The organism is Amycolatopsis sp. NPDC051903, assembly GCF_044452505.1.
Taxonomy (GTDB): Bacteria; Actinomycetota; Actinomycetes; order Mycobacteriales; family Pseudonocardiaceae; genus Amycolatopsis.
Genome location: NZ_JBITBT010000013.1, coordinates 100878 through 113163 on the forward strand (window position 1 = coordinate 100878; position 12286 = coordinate 113163).

The window sequence follows — 12286 nt, forward strand, 5'->3', positions numbered from 1 at the left end:
GCGCCATGGACGACTACGCTTCGCCGCGCCGCGAATACGTTCCGGTGGAGGTCGAGGGCCGCCCGATGTACGCGGAGGTCGAACTCGTCGGTGAGCAAGACGAGGAAGTCGCTTCACGGCTGTTCGCGTTCGGCGAGTTCACGGACCACCTCACGTCGCTGACGCAGTCGGTCACCGAAGCCGTGACCTCGGGGCTGACGAAGGTCAAGCCCAGCAAGGTGGCCGTCGAGTTCGGGTGCGAGGTCGGCCTGGAGAGCGGCAAGCTCACCGCGATCCTCGTGAAGGGGACGGCGAAGGCCAATCTCAAGGTGACGTTGGAGTGGCAGCCCGAGAAGAGCTGATCAGCGGCTGTCCAGGTACTTCGCGACAGCGTCGTCGTTCGCGAGTCGTCTGCGAACCGCATCGGCGTCGGCGGCACTGAAATACGCGATCCGTTTCGCCGCCTCGAGTCTCTGTTTGGGCTGGACAGAACTGTTCAGCGCGATCTCGCGCAGGAGCATGATGCCGAGTGTCCGGTCCCGTTCGGCGATCGCTGCGGCACTGGCGATTTGACCGCCGAGACCGCTGTGAGACCAGGCGAAGATGCTCACGAGCCGCTGCCGACCGGCATCCGGCAGCCGAAGCCACAGCTCCTGGGCGGCCGCCACCTGGACGGACAAATTAGTCCGGTGCGAGTCGCTGAGTTCGGCGAATGCGGCCAGGCCTTCGACGTCGTCGACGGCGTCGATCGCCCGCGCCGCTTTGAGCCTCAGCCAGGATCGATCAGTCTCGCGCAGAACCCGCCACAGGGCGGCGAGTCCGGTTTCGCGATCGAGTTCCGCGGCCGTCGTCGCGGCCTGGATGAGGAATTCGGTGTCGGTGTCGTACGGCTGCAGCAACCGGACCAACGCATCAGCAGCCGCCTTCGGCTCGAGGACGCCCGCGGACAACGCGGTCGAGATCCGGGCGTCGCCCATGCTGGGATCGGCGACGAGATCGAGCTGCCAGCGGACCGCGGCCGGGTCGATCGCCACCGCCGCTTCGGCTGCGGCGGCCCGCACCTCCTCGGAAGCGCGCTTCGTGAACGCGATCGCGCGGAACACGTCGACGACGCCGTGGTATCCGGTTTGTGCCAGCGCCTCGGCTGCTTGCAGCCGTAGCTGTGCCCCGATGCCGGAACCACCCGCGAGCTCGACGAGCAGGGCCGTTCCGGCGGCGTCACCCCGGGCGTCGAGCTCCGCGGCTGCCTCGAGCCGGATCACGCCGGTCACCGAGTGGTCGGCGGCGAGCTCCGCGAGCACGACCGACCGCGCCCGGGGCTCCAGCAACCGGCCCGCGCTCAGCCGGACGAGATCCGAAGCCGCGCGGTCCTGCGCGATCGAGACGAGCAGCTCCGTCGCCCGGCCGGCGTCCCGCTTCGCCAGGACCAGCGCCGCGTCGACGCGCTGCTCGTCGGCCTCGGCCGAGCGGCCGATGCTGGTGAGGGCAGCTGCCCCGAGCTGCGGAGCACGCTCCAGCAGGGCCTTGGCCGCGCGGAGGCGCTCGGCACCGTTCAGCTCACGATCACGAGCCGACTCGCCCAAGGCCTGGAAGGCTTGCTGTGGCTGGAACTCGGCCAGGAGCAGCGCGGCGTCGAGGCGACGCTGCGACCGGTGCCCCGGGCCCGCGGACTCGCGGAGCGCGGCGACGGCGAGCGTCGGATCGAGCCGGACGAACGCGTCGACGGCCGGCCGCCACTGGTCGTCGGTGAGGTTGTCGTCGGCGACCCACTGCGCCAGCAGAGCACGGAGCTTCACGGCGACTTTCGCCGGGAGCTCGACCTGCTGGCGGTGCAATTCGACGAGGTAGCGGTAGTTCTGGTCGCGGTTGCGCCGGTTGAGCAGCCGCATGAGGAGCCGTTCGAGGTCGCGGCCCCGGGCGGCCCAGAGCCCGGCCAGGAAGACCTTCACCTCCAGCCCGCGCCAGGGCCAGTCCTGGGGCGCCACCTGTCTGCGGGCGGAAAGCCGGCGCGGGTCCGGGTGGTGGCGAGCGAGGTGGGCCGCCGCGAGGTACTCCTGGAGGGTCTGGTGGATGAACGCGAAGCGGCCCCGGTGTTCCACGAACAGGCCGCAGCTGCGCAGGACCTCGCGCAGCACCTCGTCCCACTCGGCCCGGCTCATGTTCGCGGGCTGGGTCACGTGGCGGGCGAGCACCGCGACGGGGTCGAGCCGGTAGCCAGGGCCACCGACCTCGGCGGAGGCCGCGTACTCCTCGTACGCCACGGTTTCCAGGAGCTCCGGCGTCCGCTCCAGCAGTTCCTCGGCGGCCGATTCGGCTTGGGGCCCGCTGCGTTTCGTCCAGCGCACGAGGTGCTCACGGACTTCGCCGAGCTTCCGCTTGACCAGCAGGTGTTCGATGAACTGCCCGTACAGCTCGGCCCGGTTGCCCGGCAGCCGCCGGTCGGGCTGGGCCGCGAAGAGGATGCACATCATCGTCGCGATCAGCGGGATGGTGGCGAGGTGGCCGATACCGGCGTCGGCGATGCGCCGGCGGAATTGCTCGCTCGCCGCCGCCGGATCCGGAAGATCCAGCTGGGAGAACCAGTTCACGGCGAACCCGCCGAGTTCGTGCTCTCCGAAGGGTTCGATGGTGAAGGTCGGGAAACTGCCGTCGGCGGCCACCTTCGCCACCAGGTGCTCCGGCAACGGCCGGGTCGTCAGCGCGAACCGGTAGCGGCCTTCGCTGCGGTGGCGGGCGATCTTCGCCAGCACCGCGCCCCGGGCGGCGGGGTCGATCACCTCGTCGACGCCGTCCACGAAGACGAGCCAGTCGCCGCCGGGGAACGGGGGTTCGGAGAACAGCGACACCAGCGTCGCGCGGTCGAGATCGGTGTGCAGGACGCGGACGACGCCTTCCGCGAGGAGGTCGGCGAGGCCACCGCCGAAGCGTGACAGAGCTTCGGCCGGGACGAGGATCGGCACGTGGTCCCCGCGGCCTTCATCGAGCCAGCGCCGCGCCGCGACGGCCGTGAGGTGCCGGGCCAGACTGGACTTGCCGGCGCCGGGACCGCCGAAGATCTGGAGGCCGGCGTACCGGCTGACGAGCTCGCCCGCCTCGGCGCGAGGGGCTTCCCCACCGCTGAGGTGCTGGCGCAGGTAGACCTTCGACAACGGGGGCCGGACCTCCAGCAGCCCGGCGTACGGGTGGTTCTCGTCGGCGGCGCTCGCGGCGCGCAAGTACCGGCGCAGCTTCGGCCCCGGGTACGGCACGCCGGCGCTCGCGAGTTGCGCGTCCGTCGCGAGATCCAGCCAGTGCTTCACGTCGGCGGCCGCGAAGGTGGCCAGTTCGGGGTAGGTGGCGAAGATCGTTTCCACGGGCACGAACCGCGCCGTGTCGTCGGTGCGGCGGTCGCGGTAGCGGACCACCCCGCAGACGGCACCGGTCCGCCAGTTCAGCACCGGAGCGCCGCTCATGCCCGGCTGGATCCGGCCGTGAGTGGCCTTGAGCAACGCGGGACCGGCGACGTGCGCCGACGTGCCGTCGAGCGACAGCGCGACGGGTTCGCCCGCCCGGTAGTTGCCGTCCGGGCACCCGAACGCCCACAGCTCGTCACCGGGCGCCGTGGCCGCGGACAGCAGCACCGGCGAGCCGGTCCGCGCGGCCGGCGCCCTGAGCAGAACCAGGTCGGCACCGGCGGCGCCGTCGTGCACGTAGCTGCTGAGCACGACCTCGAACTCGCCGCCCTCGGCGTCGTCCGCGAGCACGACCGGCACCGGTCCGCCGTCCACCGTCACCACGTGCGCGCAGGTCAACACCAGTCCGGGGGCGACGAAGAACCCGGTGCCGGCGATCTTCGTGCCGGGAACGCGCACCGCAACGGTGGCAGCGCGCAACGCGCCGGCGAGATCGGCGCGCTCCTCGGGCATGGGCCTCGGTTCCTGGTCGTCGGGTCACGTCCGCCGCGGGGCGCCGGTCGGTGACGAGCCGCGAGCGGACCCGGTGCCGCTCAAGCGCGGGCCGTGGTGACGGACCCGGCTCGCCGCGGGATCAGGACCCCGGCAGCACCCGGCTGCTCAACGGCAGCGACTGCCGCTGCGGCGGCCACCACACCTGCGCGGGCGGCGGCGGCACGTCGTCGTCGGGGAGTTCGAGGGTGTCGGCGCCGCTCTGCCACCGGCTCCAGTGCGCGGCGCACAAGCCGCGCCACAGGGAGGGTTCGGCGCACTCCTGCCGTCGGCACGCCTGCACCTGCTGCCCGCTATCCACCACGTTCACGACTCCAACCCGCGATTCGGCTCGCGACGCTCCCCAGCTTGCCTCGGATGCGACCGGAACACCCCCGTGCGCGCGCCAACACAACCCTTGTGCAGCAACGACAACGGGAATTCCACCCTACTCCAGCCCGCCCGGCCCCTCGCCGCGGCGTGCACCACGCGTTCGGCGGTTGACGGCAGCCGCGCCGCCGCGGACGAGACCCGGGGGCGGCCGGACGACCGCCCCCGGGCTTCCCTCCCCCGGGTCACCGCGGCGCAGGCACCTCGAGCCCGTCCTGATCGTCGTCGCCGAACGGATCACGCAAACCGTCGCCGAGCAGCCGGGGCCGCGCCCCGCGGCGCCAGTCGTCCGAGCGCCGCCGGCGGCGCTCCTGCTCGCGCGCGATCCAGTCCCGCCCCTCGGCGGCCACGGCTTCGAGCACGTGCAGCGCGCCGACGACGCCGGCGGCCTCGAGGGCGAAGCGGTTGAGAGCGGCCGCGTCCTCCTGCTCGGTGACGTCGACCTGCCGCCGGTAGGTTTCGACGACCACCGAGATCTCCTCGCCGTCCACCAGCCGCAGCCGGAACGCCCGCTTGCGCACCGTGTGCTTGTCGAGGTACAGACCGGCGTCGTCGGGCCGGACGAGGTAGCGCTTCTTGTCCGCGTAGCGGATCCCCACCTCGGACACCCGGGCGGACGCCAGCGCGTCGTAGCGGAACGACGTCCGCCGTTCGTCGTGGACGTCGCCGGTGAGGAAGTCGAGGTCCACCTCGATCTCCCGGACCCCGCTCGTGGTCAGGAGGAACACGAGGACCACGTACTTCGAGTACCGCATCGGCCCGCGGAACTCCCGCGCTCGCAGTGCGTCGCCCGCGCCCTCGGTGAGGACGACGTGGGCGACCACGTCGCGGTTGGTCAGCGCCGCGCGGCGCAGGGCCGAAGCCCTGAGGTGGGACTTGTCGAGATCGAGCCAGCCCGCCATCTCCGCGTCCGTGGGCCGGTCGGCGAGCACGGCGAGCCATTCGGCGTAGCCCTGTTCTTCGTCGGCGAGCAACTGCCGGCTCGCTTCCGCCTGATCGGCCCGCAGCTGCTGCGAGGCGAACACCTCGATCGTCGCCCGCCACAGGAGAAACGCCCCGAGCGCGCCGAAAACCGCGGATCCCACGAAACCGGCCTGCGAGCTCCCGAGCCCCACGAACCCGGCGACCGCCGCGACGGCGCCGACGCGGAACAGCGCGGTCGTGCGCGCCGAGGGCGCCAGTTCGGAGCGGTGGTCGAACATCGTGCCCGCGCGCCACCGCTGCGCGGTCCGCCGGGCGTGCCAGCGGATCAGCCAGTCCAGCTGGGGAGCCTTGACCTGGGCGTTGCCGTAGAGGGTGACGAACCGCCACTTGAGGTACTCGCGAACGCCCAGCGTGGCAGTGGCCCAGTCACCCCCGACGTGCGGGCGCGCCTCGCTGAACCGGCTGTCGACCTGCGCGTGGACCTGCTGGACGAAGTCCGTGGAAACCCAGTGCCCGGGCGACACCGCCTCCTGCTTCACCACCGTGGCCCCGCGTTCGGCGTCGAGCCACGCGAGCTGCCGCGCGCCGATCTCGCGCGCGAGCCCGAACCGCAGCGCGGTGCCGAGCCCCGCGCCGAAGACCACCAGCGAAACGAGCCCGAGCACGGTGTTCCCCGAGCCGATCGAGGCCAGGGCGGTCACCACTCCCACGACGAGCGCGGCGACGCCCAGCCAGATCCGCACCCACGTCGCCGCCGGGACGCTGACCGGCGGCACGGCGAAGAACCGCGGTCGCGCGGGATCGGGCTCGAAGAACTTCCAGGCGCGGTTCACGCGGTCGCCGCCGAGGCGGGCCCGCCCGACGCGCTGCGCGTCGAAGACGTCGAGCGTGTCCTGGATCGCGCCGCCCAGGACCGCGTCCAGGTGCCGGGTGATCTCGTCCTGCCGGGTGTCCGGGAGCGCGTGGAAACCGTCGTACGCCTTCCGCAGCGCAGCCTGGTCGAGCGCCTCGCCGCTCTCCTGCCGCCACACGCACGAAAGCAGGTCCGACACCACGGTGAGCGCCGAGCGCCACTCGTCCTCGTTCACCCGCACCGCGACGCGGTTGGCCTCCTGGTAGCGCGAGTACATCTCGTCGCCCATTTCGTTGAGCGAGCGCTCGCTGAGCACGGAAAGCGCGTAGTAGTAGGCGAGTTTCGAGCTCACGTGCCCGTTGCGCACCAGGCCGGCGAAGATCTCCTCGGCGCTGCGCGCGAGGCCGCCCTGCAGGTGGTTGAGGGCGACGGCGAACTTCCGCTCGGGCGGATCCTCCTGGGTGACGTAGTACGTGTCGTTGTGGTGGAACGTGGTCTGGCCGTAGTTGACGCCGATCTGCTGCTGTACCTGCGCTTCGTCCCGCGCGACGGGGCCGGGCTGGTGCCCGGGGACGGTCACGCCCGCGCTCCGCCGAAGTTCGTGGTGCCGTGGTTGACCCCGATCTGCTGGCTCACGGTGGCGTTGTCCTTCGCGACGTTCACCGGTGCGGCGGCCGGTGGCGCGGCGGCAACGGGCTCGGCCGCGCCGGTGCCGTCGTCGAGGGCGGCGGCCAGGGAGACCGCGAACGCGGCCGCGTTGCGGGCGGCCGGGGTTTGCCAGCCTTCGGCGTCCGTGAACTCCTTGTCGCCGCTCGCGTGGTCGCTGATGCCGCGGATGGTGACGGCGGGGATGTTGCCGTTGAGGTGCCCGGCCAGGGCCAGCCCGGCGCTCTCCATCTCGACCGCGACGGCGTCGTTGTAGTTGTGGTGCAACAACTTCGCGACGTCCGAGAGCTCGGAGTCGAGCACGACGTCACCGGCCGCGATCGGTCCGAAGTGGACGCGGGGAACGCTGCCCGGGCCTTCGGCGGGCAAGCTGCGGCTCCACGTGCCCGCGCGGCTGACGAGGCGCGCGACCTGCTCGGCGCGGTGCGCCAGCTCCCACGCCCGGGGCCGGCTCAGCAGGCCGGAGTCGACGATGCGCCCGCCCTGGTAGGCGTACACCTTGTCCGCCACGATCACGTCGCCGAGCCGGAGCCATTCGCGGAGGCTGCCCGCGACGCCGACGAACAGGAGCGCCGCCGGGGAGAACTGCGCGACGGCGCGTTCCGCCAGCGCGGCCGCCGTCAGGTTGCCCATGCCCGTCAGCGCGAGCGCGACGGTGCACTCGGGCCGGTCGTCGATCGTGCCGACGTCGAACACCGTGCCGGCCGGGTGGCTGTGCTGCTCGACGCCGGTCACCCGGGCGCGGACCGCGCCGTGTTCGATCTCCAGCGCGGTGAGGATGACGATCATGGGGTCGCTCCGATTCGTTCCGTCAAGGCGATTCCTTCGGGACAGCACGGGGTGGCCGGCTGCCCGGTCGGACGAGGGCGGCGGCGGGAGGTGACGACTGCAAGTTGCAGGCTAGCCGGAATCGGTCATTCTCGTCAATACGACGAATATTTCGGCGAGAGCTAGGCTGTTCACTATGGACACTCGCCTAGACCACGCGGGACGTGCCGAAGATGCCTGACGACGACAGCTGGACGATGCCGGAGGTCGCCGTCGCGGTGGACCTCGCGGTGCTCACGGTGCACGCCGGAGCACTCCAGATCATGCTGGTGAAACGCGGAATTCCACCGTACGAAGGAATGCTCGCACTCCCCGGCGGATTCCTGGCCTCGACCGAGGAAGACCTCAAAACCGCGGCGGAGCGCGAGCTGCTTGAAGAAACCGGCCTGCGCGCGAAAGACCTCCACCTGGAGCAACTGCGGACCTACGGCGCACCGGGCCGCGATCCGCGTCGCCGGGTCATCACCGTGTGCTACGTCGGCTTCTCACCGAACCTGCCGGAACCCTCGGCCGGCGGCGACGCGCGCGAGGCGGTGCTGATGCCCGTGGACAAGCTGCTGCGCCCCCGCGCGGCGATCGCGTTCGACCACAAGAAGATCATCGCCGACGCGGTGGAACGCGCTCGCAGCAAACTCGAGTACACCACGCTCGCGGCGGCGTTCTGCAGTCCCGAGTTCACCGTGACGGACCTGCGGGAGGTCTACGAGATCGTCTGGGGCGAGACGCTCGACCCGCGCAACTTCCACCGCAAGATCATGAGCGTGCCCGGTTTTCTCGTCCCGACCGGCGGCCGGGCGGCCGGGCAGGCCGGGCGGCCCGCCGCCCTGTTCCGGCGCGGGCCGGCCACGATCCTGCACCCGGCGATGCTGCGCAGCTCTTAGTTTTCGTCATCTTGACGTTAATCGGACGGCGGCCTACCGTGGACCCCATAATCGTCACTTTGACATAAATGAGGCCGACATGGAGATCCACTGCACGGCCGGCTACGCGGTCCGCGCCGTCTCGCTCGCTTTCGCCGCCGGAGCGGTGCTGGGCGGCGCGCTCGCGGGGTGCGCGCTGAACACCGCCGCACCCGATCCGCCGGTCACCACCGTTTCAGGGGCGGCGCGGGCGGTTCCCGCCGCGCCAGGGGATGCGTCAGGTCGTACTCGTGCGCTGCCGTCCGCTGGGGCCTGGTCCGCAGCAGGTCCTCCTCCGGCGACGAGTCCACCTCGTTGAGCCCCAGCGACACCGCCCGGCGGATCTGCTCGCGGTTTTCGCGGACGACGGCGGAGAAGAAGTCGTCGATGCGGGGGTCGAGCAGCACCTCCAGCAGTACCCGGAAGGAAGCGTCGACGGCGGTGCGAACGATCTCGTCGTGGAAGGGGAGCCGCTTGAACCGGCCGAGCTGCGGGTCGGCGGCGAGCTTCTCCGTGATGATCGCCCGCAGTTCCACTTTGTTCTCGTTCAACGACTTCGCGAGGTTCTCCGGGTAGTTCCCGGTCTCGAGAACCTTCACGACCTCGTCCAGCACGGCGATCGTCACGGGCTTCTTGATGGCTCGGACGATGGGCTCCGACAGCTTGTCCACCAGCCGGTACGTGAACTGCTCGCCGACCGCGCGGTCGGCGGCGCGGCCGATGCGGATGAGCAGCAGCACCGTCACGAGGAAGTGGTGCTGCGCCACGAACGGCGGGTACGCGACGGGGATCATCGCGAACACCTCGTACCAGTTGCGGGCCGGGAACGCGCCGCCCCAGCCGCGCTTGCGCCAGCGCCACAGGAAGTCCAGCAGGAAGATCCCGCAGACGACGCAGTCGGCGCGGAAGAACCACGCGCCGGCGTCCGCCGGGGGCGGGGAACCGAACAGCAGGTACCCCAGGCCCCCGACGGAGACGACCGCGAGCACGAACATCACCCAGTCGTCCACGTGCACGTTGCCGGGGAGGATCCCGCTGTTGAGCTCGGCCTCCCGCCGGCCGGTGGTGGTCATGCCATCTCCAGGACTCGACGCCGCGTCGCCCGATCATGGCACGCCGGCGCGCGCGCAGCCGCGCGACGAGGCGGGTCAGGCCGCGACGACCGGTCCCACCGTGACTTCGTGCGCCTCGGGCGCGTTGTCGAGCGGCGACTGGTTCCACGGCAACGTGATGCGCGGATCGCTCGTGTCGCCGCGCGGCGTGGTGACGCCGGGCGCGGTGATCGTGACGCTCGTCGGCTGCACCTGCTGCTCCGGGCCCTCGATGCCGCTCCAGTGCAGCAGCATGGTGGCTTGCTGACCGTCGGAGATGGTGACCAGCGGCGCGTTCGCCGCGCTCGGGTCGGCCGTGACGGTGACGCCGTCGGCGCCGGTGAACGCGACCGGCAGCGCGCCCTCGAGGTTGCAGGATTCGCCGGGTTTCGCGGTGAAGACCACGTTGGCGTAGCGCTGGCCCGCGCCCGGGTCGCCGGCGACGATCGTGGTGTCGACCTGTCCCGCCGTGCAGCGGAAGTCGGTCGGCATCGCGGACGCGGTGCCCGCGCTCGCGAACGCGACGGCGGCGACAGCGGCGCCCGCCAGTCCGGTGACGGCGGCGGCCCGGCGGAAAGTGCTGGTCATGGCTGGCTCCCTCCCTGAACCCGCGGGCGGGCGGTCCGCCGCGGGAGCGCGGCGGTGATTCATTCACCGCGTCGGTGCGCTCACAGCCAAAGATGCCCATCCCTCGGGCGGATGACCCTGAGAAGTGGGATTGCCCCCACGAAAGCAACCTTCCGTGAACACGCACGTCCACCGTGTAGGGACTTCCTGACGAAAGCCTTACCGCATTCGTAACCACTTTGAACGGTTATGAATGTGCGGGCAGGCTGAACAGCATGAAGACCATCGGCAAGGGTTTCGCGGCACTGGCCGTGATCGGCGGCTCGCTCGCGTTCGAAGCAGTGCCCGCCACGGCGGCGGCGACCGGCACGGCGTTCACCACCTCGGCCGGGCGCGTCGTGACCCCGCCCGGCCCCGGTTTCGGCGCGCCGGAACGCGGCGGTGACCCGATCGCGTGTTTCCTCGTCGGCACCTTCCGCCGGCGCCAGGCCTAACCCGCCGCGTTCGGCATCGGCGCCGGGCACCGCCCGCCCGGCGTCGTGAGCAGTTCGAAGTGCCACAGCTCGTTGGCGTAGGCCTGGCAGAGGCCGTAGTCGTCGCCGTGGCGGATGAGCCAGTCGTCGGCGTCGGTCGGGCCGAGGTCCACGGCTTTCCCGGTTACGTGCGTCGACTTTTCGGGCGTGTTCACGTACTGGCGCGCGGCTTCGAGGCTGCCGTACTTCTCGACGCCCTCGTCGAGCAGCCGCTGCTGGTAGGCCTTGCTGCGCCAGCCCGACGTCACCTTGAAGACGATCCCTCGCTGCCGCGCGTCCGTCGCCGCGTGCTGCACGGCCTTCAGCAGGCCCGGGTCCAGGTTCGACACCGCGGGGAAGCCCGTGTCGAACGGCGTGAGGTCGCGACCGTCCGGGATGCCGCCCTGCGCGGGATCCGTGTCCGGATCCGATGAGCCCGCGGAACCTCCGGCGCCGAGCGAACTCGCCACGCCCGACGGCCATTCGGACGCCGCGCTCGAACAGCCGGCGACGAGCACCGCCGGCAGCAGCACCAGCGCGGCCTTGGTACGGAGATCAGGCATTCCCACTCCCGGACGAGACGATCACGGGAACCACCGTGCTGCGCGCGTGTCCCCGGACCGTCAGGCGAACGTCCGCGGGAGGTAACAGCTCCGCAGGTTCACGTAACGGCCCCGAGCAGGGCTGCCCCGAGCTCGGTCGTCAGGTAGAGCACGGACCGGCCCGAGCGTTCGCGCCCGACCAGCCCGGCTTCCCGCAGCACCCGCAGGTGCTGCGACACCGCGCTCGGCGAAACCCCCAGCGCGGCCGCGAGATCGGTGGTCGTGGCGGGTGACCGCAGGGCTTCCAGCAGGTCGGCGCGAGCGCGGCCGAGGAGCCGGACCACGGCGCCGGCGGGTGGTTCGGCACCGACTGTCCACAGTGCACCGATCCCGCGCGCCGGGTAGCGGACGGTGGTCTGCGTGGTGGTGTTGCGCTTGATCAGCAGGTCGGGCGAGCCGAGGGCGAGCGGCATGAGCACGAGCCCGCCGGGACCGCGGTTCACGAACTCGTCGGGGCCGGTCCGGCCCAGCACCAGCCGGCCCGCTTCCCAGCGCAGGTCCGGGTGCAGGTCGGCGAAGAGGCGTTCGGCGCCCCCGACGGCGAGCTGCCGCGCGCGGTGGGCGACGTCCGCGTCCAGCACCGCTCGCAGGCGCGGCCAGTGCGGCACGACGAGCCGGTCGAACGCCAGGCGCAGTTCGGCCGCGAGCGCGCGCAGCCCCGCGGCCGGTCGCGCCGCGAACTCGGCGACGGGAGGCGGCAGTTCGTCCCCCAGCAGGCGTGCCAGGCTGCCGCGGACCTGCCGCGCGGTCGTGCGCCGCAGGGCGGCCAGGTCGTCGTCGATCGTGCTGCCGGCCTGCGCCGGGGCGGGGACGAGGAACGAGGGCCAGCTCGGCCGGTCGGCGGTGAGCAGCGGCCACGTGATCGGCAGGTCGAGCGGTTCCCGCGCCAGCTCCGCGGAAGCCCAGCGCAGCCACCGCAGGTGCAGCGGTCCTCGGTTGCGCCCGGCGATCTGCAGCAGCGCCGCCACCGTCTCCGACAGCGGCGACACGGCGAACCGCGTCGCCGCCAGCTCGGCGACGCCGACTTCGACGATCAGCGCCATCCGCCGAGT

At 71.7% G+C, this 12286-nt stretch carries 11 protein-coding genes; 3 read left to right on the forward strand and 8 right to left on the reverse strand.

Going from position 1 to position 12286, the window contains the following annotated elements; all coding sequences use genetic code 11:
• Nucleotides 1–5 precede the first annotated feature (5 nt).
• A complete protein-coding gene (locus ACIA77_RS26090) occupies nt 6–341 on the forward strand; it encodes a CU044_2847 family protein (protein ID WP_395888590.1) in 336 nt (111 codons plus the stop codon).
• On the opposite strand, the gene ACIA77_RS26095 is transcribed toward ACIA77_RS26090, so the two are convergent.
• The 4 genes from ACIA77_RS26095 to ACIA77_RS26110 all read right to left on the reverse strand — a co-directional run bounded on the left by ACIA77_RS26095 (nt 342) and on the right by ACIA77_RS26110 (nt 7524).
• Complete coding sequence (locus tag ACIA77_RS26095) at nt 342–3884, reverse strand: trypsin-like peptidase domain-containing protein (protein WP_395888591.1); 3543 nt, start codon at nt 3882–3884, stop codon at nt 342–344. It lies immediately after the preceding gene.
• Between the two features lie 121 nt (nt 3885–4005).
• Entirely contained in the window at nt 4006–4233 is a 228-nt protein-coding gene (locus ACIA77_RS26100; protein WP_395888592.1) for a hypothetical protein, read from the reverse strand.
• A 244-nt stretch (nt 4234–4477) separates the two neighbouring features.
• Entirely contained in the window at nt 4478–6649 is a 2172-nt protein-coding gene (locus ACIA77_RS26105; protein ID WP_395888593.1) for a hypothetical protein, read from the reverse strand.
• Nucleotides 6646–7524, reverse strand: coding sequence for a purine phosphorylase (locus tag ACIA77_RS26110; RefSeq protein WP_395888594.1), 879 nt, complete (start codon nt 7522–7524; stop codon nt 6646–6648). Before ACIA77_RS26110 ends, ACIA77_RS26105 begins: the two co-directional genes overlap by 4 nt.
• 212 nt (nt 7525–7736) lie before the next feature.
• On the opposite strand from ACIA77_RS26110, the gene ACIA77_RS26115 reads away from it, so the two are divergent.
• Nucleotides 7737–8444: an NUDIX hydrolase gene (locus ACIA77_RS26115; RefSeq protein ID WP_395888595.1), complete on the forward strand. Its 708-nt coding sequence runs from the start codon at nt 7737–7739 to the stop codon at nt 8442–8444.
• 203 nt (nt 8445–8647) lie between these two features.
• On the opposite strand, the gene ACIA77_RS26120 is transcribed toward ACIA77_RS26115, so the two are convergent.
• Together ACIA77_RS26120 and ACIA77_RS26125 are read right to left on the reverse strand one after the other, a co-directional pair.
• Nucleotides 8648–9535 (reverse strand): ion transporter, encoded by an 888-nt coding sequence (locus ACIA77_RS26120; protein WP_395888596.1) that lies wholly within the window; start codon nt 9533–9535, stop codon nt 8648–8650.
• A gap of 75 nt (nt 9536–9610) precedes the next feature.
• On the reverse strand, nt 9611–10141 hold the full coding sequence (locus ACIA77_RS26125; RefSeq protein WP_395888597.1) for a DUF4232 domain-containing protein: 531 nt from the start codon (nt 10139–10141) through the stop codon (nt 9611–9613).
• Between the two features lie 254 nt (nt 10142–10395).
• On the opposite strand from ACIA77_RS26125, the gene ACIA77_RS26130 reads away from it, so the two are divergent.
• Nucleotides 10396–10614, forward strand: coding sequence for a hypothetical protein (locus ACIA77_RS26130; RefSeq protein WP_395888598.1), 219 nt, complete (start codon nt 10396–10398; stop codon nt 10612–10614).
• Here the strand turns inward: ACIA77_RS26130 and ACIA77_RS26135 are convergent.
• Both ACIA77_RS26135 and ACIA77_RS26140 read right to left on the reverse strand, forming a co-directional pair.
• A complete protein-coding gene (locus tag ACIA77_RS26135) occupies nt 10611–11195 on the reverse strand; it encodes a M15 family metallopeptidase (RefSeq protein ID WP_395888599.1) in 585 nt (194 codons plus the stop codon). The genes ACIA77_RS26130 and ACIA77_RS26135 overlap by 4 nt on opposite strands.
• 98 nt (nt 11196–11293) lie before the next feature.
• Nucleotides 11294–12277, reverse strand: a complete 984-nt coding sequence (locus tag ACIA77_RS26140; RefSeq protein WP_395888600.1) for a metalloregulator ArsR/SmtB family transcription factor — start codon at nt 12275–12277, stop codon at nt 11294–11296.
• Nucleotides 12278–12286 lie beyond the last annotated feature (9 nt).

Excerpts from the sequence above, each read along its gene's own strand:
- ACIA77_RS26130 (WP_395888598.1), top strand. The coding sequence starts at position 10,396 with ATGAAGACCATCGGCAAGGGTTTCGCGGCACTGGCCGTGATCGGCGGC.
- ACIA77_RS26120 (WP_395888596.1), bottom strand. The coding sequence starts at position 9,535 with ATGACCACCACCGGCCGGCGGGAGGCCGAGCTCAACAGCGGGATCCTC.
- ACIA77_RS26115 (WP_395888595.1), top strand. The coding sequence starts at position 7,737 with ATGCCTGACGACGACAGCTGGACGATGCCGGAGGTCGCCGTCGCGGTG.
- ACIA77_RS26090 (WP_395888590.1), top strand. The coding sequence starts at position 6 with ATGGACGACTACGCTTCGCCGCGCCGCGAATACGTTCCGGTGGAGGTC.
- ACIA77_RS26095 (WP_395888591.1), bottom strand. The coding sequence starts at position 3,884 with ATGCCCGAGGAGCGCGCCGATCTCGCCGGCGCGTTGCGCGCTGCCACC.
- ACIA77_RS26135 (WP_395888599.1), bottom strand. The coding sequence starts at position 11,195 with ATGCCTGATCTCCGTACCAAGGCCGCGCTGGTGCTGCTGCCGGCGGTG.
- ACIA77_RS26140 (WP_395888600.1), bottom strand. The coding sequence starts at position 12,277 with ATGGCGCTGATCGTCGAAGTCGGCGTCGCCGAGCTGGCGGCGACGCGG.
- ACIA77_RS26125 (WP_395888597.1), bottom strand. The coding sequence starts at position 10,141 with ATGACCAGCACTTTCCGCCGGGCCGCCGCCGTCACCGGACTGGCGGGC.
- ACIA77_RS26110 (WP_395888594.1), bottom strand. The coding sequence starts at position 7,524 with ATGATCGTCATCCTCACCGCGCTGGAGATCGAACACGGCGCGGTCCGC.